We start from the raw sequence: 9,730 nt of genomic DNA on the forward strand, positions 1-9,730 counted from the left end.
CACCCGTAGTCTATTTGGTTTTCAATTAAAGATTGAATTGACGATATTGGTATACAATTTAGGCTTTTTTGATTTTATGACGAACTAGCACCACGCGTAAGGCAATATAGTTTTAAGTTACATTTTAGACCAAGAATAAATTATACGAGGTGGATTACTTATGAAAAAGTTTATCGTTAAGATTCTAACCGTTGCTTCAGCATTTCTACTATTGATTTTGGCCGGCTGTTCAAGTAATAGCAGTGCTTCTGAGAATAAAGTTATTACAGTTGGAACGACCGCACAAACGTACCCTAATTCGTACAAAAAGAATGATAAATTAACTGGATTTGATATAGACGTAACGAATGCTGTTGCTAAGAAAATCGGTTATAAAGTGAAATGGAAAGTAATTGGGGATGTTCCAGGATTGTTTGGAGCATTAGATTCTAACAAGGTTCAAACAATTGCTAATGCAGTCACTGTTTTACCAGCACGGGAGAAAAGTTATGACTTTTCTGATAATTATTCATTCTACGCTGCCCAAATTGCTGTGCCTAAGAATTCTACCGCTAAATCAGTTAAAGACCTAGATGGTAAAACAGTTTCGGCCACAATTGGTTCAAGCAACATTGATTTGCTTAAGAAGTACGATTCAAAAGTTAAAATCAAGTCTTATGATGATCGTAATGGTGTTTTCACTGACGCTGCTAGTGGAAAAGTGGCTGGTGTTTTGAATCAACGTCAATTTTTGCAAACAACGATCAAAAAACAAAATTTAAATCTACGCATTATTAACGAAAATATTGGAATGAATAAAGCGGCCTTTCCATTTAAAAAGAACAGCAGTGAAAGCAAGAAATTACGACAAAAATTTAATAAGGCGCTAAAGGAATTAGAGAAGGATGGTACTTTAAAGAAATTATCTGAAAAGTATTTTAATGAAGATGTTACGAAGGAATGAGAGGAATAATCAATGAATTTGCAATATATGTTGAGTGTTGTTCCAAAGATCGCGGCATATTTACCGATCACAGTTTTAATGGCTGTCGCCTCGATGTTAATAGCAATCGTTTTAGGTGCTATTTTAACAACTTTGTACGCTTTCCCTAAGTCGAGATGGTTCGTCCGTTTTTACTTATTGATTTTCCGTGGCTTTCCAACGTTAGTTCTTCTGTTTATTGCTTATTACGGTTTGCCACAAGTGCTCCATACTAGTACAGATACTCCGGCTTGGATCTCAGCAACGCTTTGTTTAGCTTTTAAAGAGAGTGCTTACCTAGAAGAGATTTTTCGATCGGGCATTCTCTCTGTAGATGTTGGTCAGATCGAGGCTGGTAGATCATTGGGATTAAGCAATACTCTGGTTTATCAACAAATCGTTGTTCCACAGGCATTGCGTTACATTGTCCCACCATTAGGGAATACGTTTATTGGTCTTTTAAAAGAAACATCACTAGCTTTTTCGATCGGAGTAACTGAAATGTTTGGTGAAGGTAAAGTTCTGGCTTCAGAAAACTTCCGATATTTTGATGTTTATGTTGTTGTAGGAATCTTGTATGTTGTTGTGATTTATGTGTACACATTATTGCAGACAGTATTTGAACGGCGGTTAAATCGAATTTATGAATAGAGGAATAGCGTAATGTCAAAGTATTTAGATGCAGCCAAACAGACGGCAAATTATATTGATCACTATCAAGTTAAAACTGATCATGGGATTTATTGGGATATTTCAAACTCATTTAATGGTAATTGGCATTATTATGATGAAATTTCCTTGTATGCAGGTAGTGCTGGTATTATCAAATTTTTATTGGCACTTTATCAGGAAACGCAGGATGATCATTATTTGAATACGGCTAAGGCAGCAGGTGATTACCTTATTTATCGTTGGCAAAACGAGCGGCCAATGAAAAAAGCATTTTCACCATATGCTTTTACAACTGGCTATTCAGGTGTAGGGTTTATTTTGGATGAGTTATACCAAGTGAGCAATGTGCCAAATTATCGGAACACAGTAACGGAAATAGCGGCAGAAATTATAAAGGACAGTGATGACAAAGGTTACTGGAGTGGACAGGCTGGGATTGTGGCCGATTCTGGAACAGTATTATTTTTAATTTCGTTGGTTGATCGCTATGAAATCACTGGATTATTAGAAACAATCACCAGTTATGGCGACTATTTGATTTCTCAGAAACAACACAGTGATGAATACGGGGATTATTATGTGGGACTGGATTTGAAATATGTTGGCGGTCCAATTGGTAAATTTAATACTGGTTTTCCATTAGGCCCAGCTGGGGTTGCTTTTACGTTACTTAAAATTTATGAACTTACAGGCGAAAAGCGATTCTTAGATGCAATAAGCGGTATTAAGGATTTCTATGAAAATGAATCTTTAGATGAACGGGCAATATTACTGCCACACTATTTACCTGACGACAACCAAATGTGTTATGCCGGTTATTGTGGCGGTCCTGTAGGTGTTTCACGATACTTCTATGAGTATTATCGACAATTAAATGATCCTAGTTACCTAGAATCGTTTAAGCAATCCTTGAAGGGGTTGGAAGTTTTAGGAATACCAAAAAAGCGTTCTGCTGGGTATTGGAAAACTGATAATTATTGTTGTGGCACTGCCGGTGTTTTACAACTCTATGTTGGGGCCTATCTAGCATTTGGTGATCAGCATTATTTTAATTTGGCGGAAAAGATAGCTGACGATTTACTTGAACGAGCAACCACTGATCAGAATGGTTTGAAATGGATTCAGGCATTTGAGCGTAAGGAGCCACAAAATTTAACTGCTGCACTGGGCTATTACGACGGTGCGGCTGGAATTGCAACCTCGCTTTTACAATTTCATCAGTTATTGACCGATCATTTTGCGTATCATCGAGTGATCGATGATCCATATCCAGCGGTTAAACAAATAGAGGTGTAAAACAAGCATGTTTGAAGAGAATTTGATTATACAGACACCAAATGTTTATATTGATGAACCTGGTATTATAAAACAAGTCCCATTAATTTTAAACAAGTATGGTTATATACAAGCGGCAATTCTAACTGACAACAACGTTTTAAGTGCAGTTAGTGACTATGTGCCTGATCATTTCTTTGAAGAATATCCGACTTGGTTATTTCAAGGTAATTGTACGTTTCATGAAATTGAGCGATTGACTGATGCAATAACTGGGTCTGACGCGTTGGTAGCGTTGGGTGGTGGACAACTGCTTGATACGGCCAAATGCGTTGCTGATAATCTTCATATTGCACTAATTAATGTACCAACTTTGCCCTCAAACTGTGCCTGTATCACAACTAAGAGTATTGTTTATTCTGAGCAACATGAAATGATTGCTAATGTTCGTCATAAACAAAGTGTACAAATGGTATTGGTTGATCCAAGAATTCAGTTGGAAGCACCGTATGAGTATATCTTATCTGGCATTGGTGATACTTTGGCCAAATGGTATGAGATTCGACGACGATTGACCACCGAGAAAAATAATAGCGTTATTTCCAATTTAGCCCGCCATTTTATTGAAACCTGTCGTGACGAGATGCTAAAAGTAACGGGCATTAAAAATCTAACTGATCAAGAATTACGGAACTTGATAGATACCATTTTTTTAGTTGCTGCTTCGGTAGACGGCTGGGCTGGACTTGATGGACGAAGCGTAGCGGCCCATAATTTCTATAATGCCTATATCAAAGTTTATTCGCAACATACACGAACACATGGAGAAATTGTTGCGGTAGGTATTCTAGTCCAATTAGCTATTGAGAATGAATGGCAGGATTTGCAGAAACTGACGCCATATTATAAACAGATCGGGTTGCCACTGACCGTCGATGAACTTGGTTTAAGTGATAATATAGCGGATCTAACTCAAATTGCTTTAGAAATGGCAAAAAAGGATAACATAAGAATGCAAAGCATATTTCCAGATATCACCACTGATGTTATCTTGAAAGCATTGAAGTTTGTTGAAACGTTAAATGTCAAAAATTAGTAAAATCAATAACGGCCAAATCGATTACTTTAGCGGCGTTATTTGTGACAATTAGCTTCTATAAATGGAGGTATTATTATGAACGATGTTTCTTTCTTGGTGAAAGAACGTTTGCGGCATATTCCATCATCATTAATGCGAAAACTCAACAAGAAATATAGTGATATTGGTGATATGGTCATGTTGACGGTTGGCGAGCCGGATTTTGCTACACCAGATCATATCAAATTAGCTGCTTTACAAAGTATTTTGGCGAATCACAGTCACTATGCACCCAATCGTGGAACTGGCCAACTACGTAGCGCTATCAGTAATTATTTGTTGCGGCAATTTGAGCTAGATTATGATGTAAATACACAAATCATTGCAACTAATGGTGCCACTGAGGCAATCAGTACGGCAATTAATGGGATTATCGATCAAGATGATGTAGTATTGATTCCTGCTCCGGCGTTTAATTTATATGGAATTTTGGCAGCACAAAATGGTGGTACGCCGGTGACTATCAATACAGAAACTACTGGTTTTAAATTAACCCCACAACTATTAACTGATTATTTAGAAAAATATCGTGACCGAGTAAAAATTGTTGTTTTGAACTATCCAAATAATCCAACTGGAACTACTTATAGCGTAACTGAGATTCAAGCATTAGCTGATGTACTTCGGCGTTACCCAGTGGTTGTGCTCAGTGATGAGGTTTATAGTGAATTATCCTACGACGTCGACCATGTTTCAATTGCTAAGTTATTGCCACAACAGACTTTATATGTAAATAGCGCTTCTAAATCTTATGCAATGACGGGATGGCGAGTGGGTTATCTCTGCGGTCCCAAATCGATGATTGATTTATTAGCTAAAGTACATCAAGCAAATGTTGCTACAATTGGGACCCCTAACATGGATGCTGCAACGGAAGCATTTTTGGCCGGTGATAGTGATTTTCAACGAATGAAGCAAGTATATGCGCTACGAAGAGATTATTTATGTGATGCACTTGATGAGTTAGGTTTTAATTATATTCGGCCGCAGGGAGCATTTTATATCTACGTCAGGGTACCTGATGATTTTACAGGTAGCGCAATTGAATATACCGATTTACTTGCTAATCAAGCGCATGTAGCAACTGTGCCCAGTGAAGCATTTGCAACTGGTAAATCACGTTATTTTCGGATAAGTTACGCAACTAGTTTAGATAACTTAAAATTGGCAGTTCAGCGGATCAGTAAATTACATGAGTAATAGACAAGCTAAATCGAAACGCCCCATAATTATTAGGTAAACAAGTCTAATAATAATGGGGTTTTATTATAATTAACCATTAAGTCAGTGGTCGCTATTTTTTAGTAACCGGATACAAATTAATCATTTCTATTTTAGATTTAAACTTGACTTAGAATGATTATCATTTAGAATAAAGGCTGTAGGCAATTAAATTTTAGGAGGCTACCATATTATGTCATTAGTTGGTAAAAAAGTTGGCGAATTTAGCGCACATGCATATCGGCAAGGTGAGTTTGTTGATGTTTCCGATAAGGATCTACTCGGTCATTGGAGCATTATCATGTTCTACCCAGCGGATTTCTCCTTTGTTTGTCCGACTGAATTAGAAGATCTCCAAGATAATTACTCGCAATTGCAATCGCTAGGCGTTGAAGTTTATTCGGTTTCGGCGGATACACACTTTGTACATAAAGCGTGGCATGATGACTCCGAAGCGGTTGGCAAAGTTGAATATACGATGATCGGCGACCCATCACAGAAAATCATTCGTTTGTTTGATGTTTTGGATGAGGAACAAGGGCTTGCACAACGGGGCACGTTCATTATTGATCCTGAAGGTGTTGTTCAAGCCATGGAGATCAATGCTGATGGTATTGGCCGTAACGCTAGTGAATATTTGAATCGGATCAAGGCTGGTCAGTATGTTGCGGCCCATCCTGGTGAAGTTTGCCCAGCTAAGTGGAAAGAAGACGAAGCCACTTTGACGCCTGGATTGGATCTCGTCGGTAAAATCTAGCGCGCTCAAAAACGTGTTCAGCTATTCTAGATCAAAGCATACTAAAGGGCCGCCAGTTCGGCCTTTTTCAATAGAACTAAATCTTCAAGGGGGTTTGCAGCGATGGCAATTGATGAAAAGGTTAAACAACAACTAGTTGGCTACTTAAAATTATTAGCGCATGATGTGGTGATCACAACTGACTTAGGCGCTGATCAGCGCTCGCAAAAAGTCAGCGACTTTGTAAATGAGGTTGCGGCGTTGACGCCACGGATCACCGTTGTTAGCGGCAAATTGAAGCGGCAACCAAGTTTTGCGCTGGATCAAGCGGGCCAGGCTAGCAGCGGCATCGAGTTTGCTGGGGTCCCATTAGGCCACGAATTCACGTCATTTGTGTTGGCGTTGCTCCAAGTTTCTGGTCATGCGCCTAAGATCAGTGCAGCGACTAAACAGCGGATCATGGCCATTACCACTGACCTGCATTTTGAAACATTTGCCAGCTTGAGCTGCCATAATTGTCCTGACGTGGTGCAGGCGCTGAACATTATGAGTGTGCTGAATCCGCACATCAGCCACACGATGATCGAAGGCGGCATGTATCAGGATGAAGCCACAGAAAAGAATATTCTGGCTGTACCGACGGTCTTTTTGAATGGTGAAGAATGGCATAATGGCCGAGCCACGCTGGAAGAATTAGTCGATAAAGCGGCTGGGGATACACCGCAGCACGTTGCTGACGATTGGACTGCGCAGGCGTTTGACGTGGTGATCGTTGGTGCTGGCCCCGCAGCTGGGAGTGCCGCTATTTATGCCGCACGTAAAGGGATTTCCACAGCAATCGTAGCCGATCATTTTGGCGGCCAACCGTTAGACACGGTCGGTATCGAGAATTTAGCTGGTACCGACTATGTTGAAGGCGAGCAGTTAATGGCTAATATCCAAGCGCAAGTTGAAAAATACGGCGTTAAAGTGCTGACCGGCCAACGCGTTGAACAGATCGTCAAAAATGACGCGGTCGAACTGACTTTGGCTTCTGGTGATGTACTTAAAGCTAAAACGGCAATCATCGCGACTGGTGCACAGTGGAAGACGATCGGCGTGCCTGGCGAAGCTGAATTTAAAAACAAAGGTGTCGCGTACTGCCCCCATTGCGATGGCCCATTATACGCCGGCAAAGACGTTGCTGTGATCGGCGGCGGTAATTCTGGCATTGAGGCGGCCATTGATTTGGCCGGCATCTGTCAGCATGTGACCGTGCTTGAATTTGCCCCTGAGCTCGGTGCGGATAGCGTTTTGCAGGCTAAAGCCAACGCGCAAGGTAACATTACGTTGCTCACCAACGCCGCCACCAAAGAAATTACTGGTGCTGGCCGCGTTAACGGCCTAACCTACACGGATCGCACCACCCAAGCAGCGCACCATCTGGACCTAGAAGGGGTCTTCGTGCAAATTGGGTTAGTGCCGAATACGGACTGGGTCACTGCGCCAATCGAAGTCAACGCGCATTATGAAATCGTGACGGACGCGCGACAGGCAACGAATATCGATGGTATTTTCGCTGCTGGCGACTGCACCGATTCGGCCTATAAGCAGATCATTATCGCGATGGGTTCCGGCGCAACCGCGGCCTTAAGCGCTTTTGACTATTTGGTCAGAACCAGCGTTAAACCTGAGAAAGTCATGGCCTAAGGCGGTGACAATGCGAAACCCACAAGATCAATTGATCTTGTGGGTTTTTGTACGTGCACCCGGCATGGGTATCAACTAGACGGTAAAAGTTCGTTGCGGGCCATAGTAGTCGGAACCGATAGCTAAAGGCAAAGTTTTCATCATGAGGTAGAGACTGAAGGAAGTCTGATGAACAAAGTACTGCACCGGTAAACAAGAAGTAGCTATAAGACCGGAAATGACTAGATAAGGTGGCTACACACACTGCAGTCCGATACTACTCGAAGTTATGACAGTGAGTTGACGGTGATATGGTACGAAAGTTGGTGTTCTTACATGGGGGAGACCTGTATCATATGACCTTTGGGTTCCTCAGAAAATGCCCAAATGAAAAGAAAATCAAAAGATCAAGCCGGTAAGTAGTGGCTGGTTGAGTGATGCAGGTGTCAGCCGAAGCCGTAGTAATAGGTAACCATGAAGGGCCGAACATTGAGACTGGAAGTGAAGATGACACAAAATAACAGAATAGGCTGGCTACCAGCGGAGAATAGTGCTTTAGACAAGGGTCCACAATTAGTTACCAAGCGATCGGACTGGAGTCGGAAGAAGTACAAAGTTACATCAATGAAAAATTCAAAAGCGCTGGCGTCGAGTCAAAAGTGATCGGTGACTTTAGCCACGATCATCAAAAAAGTACACGGCGTTTGGATTTAATTATAATAGAGTGTCTGATTTTTGGTGTTAAGCGCAAGCAACAAGTTATCGATAATAACGCGGTTTTTGCGATGCAGTTTTATTGTCCCCAATAGCTGGATTAATATGTCGAGAACGAGTTAAATCGGTCGCAAAAAATCACTTTATCCCGGTCAGATTTGAAGAAGCTAAGCTGAAATAAAGTGACTTTTGACTGCTGGAATAATGTGCCGCACGATAATGTTAGGACTAAAGTTGACACAGCCTTAGCTTGATGGCATTAATAACAATTCGAAATTAAAACAGGACACTTATTGTTGATCAGTATTAGTTACATCATTATTTTTTTACATAGTCTTGTTTGTCATTCGAATTGCGACGTTTTTCCAACTATACTCATCAGTTATGTATTTAGCCTTCTTTTCTGCCTTTTCTAAGTAATGTTGATCAGTGAGTATTGTATTAATTTTAGCAGCAAGATCGTCAATCTCATTATTTCGACTACTGTCACTATTTAGTATAAGGCCACTTCCCTGATCAACAAAATATGGCATTTCAAACTTATTTCGACCTATAATAGGCATGCCACTTGCCATAGCCTCTATGAATGATATTCCAAATGCCTCGAATCTTGACGGCATGACGAAGACAGAGGCCTGTTTCATTAATTTTGTTATTTTTTTTGAACTAACGTCGTTGAAGATGTAGATTCCGTCACCTTTAAAATTTGATGGAATATATTGTGGACCTGCAATGAAAAGCTTTATTTCTGGGTCGGTACAATGCAATTTTTTAAATGCATCAACGACTAAATCACCACCTTTTCTATAAAAATCTCTACCAACGAAAAGAATGGTTTTTTTATCACGAGTTATATCTTGTTTTTCCGGAATGATATTAATTCCAGCCCCTGCATACTGCACATTAAATGGTGTAGTTTCCTTCATAAATTTTTCCAGCCAGTGTGACATTGTAAATAGAATTGTACCAGATTTGTATATTTCTTCTTGATATAACAGTGATTCATCAAATTGTTTATCAGTCAGAAAGTTAAATCCACTGTAGTTAAAGGTATCTGATTCATTTTCTTTAAAGAATTTAATAGCACGCCAAGTTGTGTCTTGATAAGAAAAAGTGGGTTGATTATTTTTAGAAATTATATCACCAATTTGAATGTTAATTTCAGAACCAGTGGCCATCTTTTGATAATACCTATCCATTTTGGATTTATATTTATAGCTATATTCAATATTATTTTTTCTTTTTGGCAAAGTACAGCGGAACACCGGCCTGTTCTTCAATCAAATTGTAGTTGGCGAATTCTTTCCCATGGTCAACAGTAAGGGTCTTGAGATTATCTCCTAAC

At 40.1% G+C, this 9,730-nt stretch carries 8 protein-coding genes and 1 pseudogene; 7 read left to right on the forward strand and 2 right to left on the reverse strand.

Translation table 11 applies throughout. From position 1 onward, the window contains the following. Positions 1-160 precede the first annotated feature (160 nt). The 7 genes from FFM78_RS13025 (at position 161) to ahpF (ending at position 7,692) form a co-directional block, all read left to right on the forward strand. Positions 161-943 (forward strand): transporter substrate-binding domain-containing protein, encoded by a 783-nt coding sequence (locus FFM78_RS13025; RefSeq protein WP_137638832.1) that lies wholly within the window; start codon positions 161-163, stop codon positions 941-943. A 12-nt stretch (positions 944-955) separates the two neighbouring features. Continuing rightward, the gene (locus tag FFM78_RS13030) at positions 956-1,612 is read left to right on the forward strand and encodes an amino acid ABC transporter permease (protein ID WP_137638833.1); all 657 of its coding nucleotides are present in this window, start codon (positions 956-958) and stop codon (positions 1,610-1,612) included. Between the two features lie 12 nt (positions 1,613-1,624). Beyond that, positions 1,625-2,929, forward strand: coding sequence for a lanthionine synthetase LanC family protein (locus FFM78_RS13035; protein ID WP_137638834.1), 1,305 nt, complete (start codon positions 1,625-1,627; stop codon positions 2,927-2,929). Positions 2,930-2,936: 7 nt separating this feature from the next. Beyond that, complete coding sequence (locus FFM78_RS13040) at positions 2,937-4,004, forward strand: iron-containing alcohol dehydrogenase family protein (protein WP_137638835.1); 1,068 nt, start codon at positions 2,937-2,939, stop codon at positions 4,002-4,004. A 78-nt stretch (positions 4,005-4,082) separates the two neighbouring features. Continuing rightward, positions 4,083-5,246 carry an aminotransferase class I/II-fold pyridoxal phosphate-dependent enzyme gene (locus FFM78_RS13045; RefSeq protein WP_137638836.1) on the forward strand — a complete coding sequence of 388 codons (1,164 nt, stop codon included), beginning with the start codon at positions 4,083-4,085 and terminating at the stop codon, positions 5,244-5,246. 214 nt (positions 5,247-5,460) lie between these two features. Further along, positions 5,461-6,024 (forward strand): alkyl hydroperoxide reductase subunit C, encoded by a 564-nt coding sequence (gene ahpC, locus FFM78_RS13050; RefSeq protein ID WP_137638837.1) that lies wholly within the window; start codon positions 5,461-5,463, stop codon positions 6,022-6,024. Between the two features lie 102 nt (positions 6,025-6,126). After that, on the forward strand, positions 6,127-7,692 hold the full coding sequence (ahpF, locus tag FFM78_RS13055) for an alkyl hydroperoxide reductase subunit F (protein ID WP_137638838.1): 1,566 nt from the start codon (positions 6,127-6,129) through the stop codon (positions 7,690-7,692). Between the two features lie 1,019 nt (positions 7,693-8,711). On the opposite strand, the gene FFM78_RS13060 is transcribed toward ahpF, so the two are convergent. Both FFM78_RS13060 and FFM78_RS14060 read right to left on the reverse strand, forming a co-directional pair. After that, positions 8,712-9,563 carry a glycosyltransferase family 4 protein gene (locus FFM78_RS13060; protein WP_171001900.1) on the reverse strand — a complete coding sequence of 284 codons (852 nt, stop codon included), beginning with the start codon at positions 9,561-9,563 and terminating at the stop codon, positions 8,712-8,714. A gap of 67 nt (positions 9,564-9,630) precedes the next feature. Continuing rightward, positions 9,631-9,730: pseudogene (locus FFM78_RS14060) on the reverse strand (IS30 family transposase); the annotation flags it as partial.

The sequence above is a fragment of the Loigolactobacillus binensis genome (genome assembly GCF_005405165.1).
Classification (GTDB): Bacteria; Bacillota; Bacilli; order Lactobacillales; family Lactobacillaceae; genus Loigolactobacillus; species Loigolactobacillus binensis.

What these genes read in the sequence shown, in the direction of transcription:
- FFM78_RS13025 (WP_137638832.1), top strand. Translation starts at nt 161, where the DNA reads ATGAAAAAGTTTATCGTTAAGATTCTAACCGTTGCTTCAGCATTTCTA.
- FFM78_RS13030 (WP_137638833.1), top strand. Translation starts at nt 956, where the DNA reads ATGAATTTGCAATATATGTTGAGTGTTGTTCCAAAGATCGCGGCATAT.
- FFM78_RS13035 (WP_137638834.1), top strand. Translation starts at nt 1,625, where the DNA reads ATGTCAAAGTATTTAGATGCAGCCAAACAGACGGCAAATTATATTGAT.
- FFM78_RS13040 (WP_137638835.1), top strand. Translation starts at nt 2,937, where the DNA reads ATGTTTGAAGAGAATTTGATTATACAGACACCAAATGTTTATATTGAT.
- FFM78_RS13045 (WP_137638836.1), top strand. Translation starts at nt 4,083, where the DNA reads ATGAACGATGTTTCTTTCTTGGTGAAAGAACGTTTGCGGCATATTCCA.
- ahpC (WP_137638837.1), top strand. Translation starts at nt 5,461, where the DNA reads ATGTCATTAGTTGGTAAAAAAGTTGGCGAATTTAGCGCACATGCATAT.
- ahpF (WP_137638838.1), top strand. Translation starts at nt 6,127, where the DNA reads ATGGCAATTGATGAAAAGGTTAAACAACAACTAGTTGGCTACTTAAAA.
- FFM78_RS13060 (WP_171001900.1), bottom strand. Translation starts at nt 9,563, where the DNA reads ATGGCCACTGGTTCTGAAATTAACATTCAAATTGGTGATATAATTTCT.